At 64.8% G+C, this 318-nt stretch carries 1 protein-coding gene; it reads left to right on the top strand.

Going from position 1 to position 318, the window contains the following annotated elements:
• Positions 1–318, top strand: a 318-nt coding sequence (locus tag EN818_RS31560; protein WP_135906710.1) for an ImcF-related family protein, incomplete at both ends; no start/stop codon positions are given.

The raw sequence follows: 318 nt of genomic DNA, 5'->3' as shown, positions 1-318 counted from the left end.
GAGACGTTCGGGCTCAGCCAACGCGAGAGGCTGTTGTCGGCCTCCAAGACCGCCTACCGGCAGGCGCTGGAGCGGACCTTCCGCTCGCGGTTGCTGGTGCAGGCCGAGCGGACGATCCAGGCCAGGATGGCCGATCCGATCGCACTCGACGAGCCACTGAAGATCTACCTGATGCTGGGTGGCAAGGCGCCGAAGGTCGACGACGAGCTGATCGTATCGTGGATGAAGCAGGACTGGGAGCAGAACCGCTATCCCGGCGAAAACAACCGCGAAGGACGGGCCCAGCACGAAAAGCACCTCCGCGCCATGCTTGCGCTG

Origin of the sequence: Mesorhizobium sp. M3A.F.Ca.ET.175.01.1.1 (assembly GCF_004791945.1) — a bacterium.
GTDB lineage: Bacteria > Pseudomonadota > Alphaproteobacteria > Rhizobiales > Rhizobiaceae > Mesorhizobium.
Note: the sequence above shows the minus strand (reverse complement) of the source record. Positions and strands in the feature narration are given on the sequence as shown.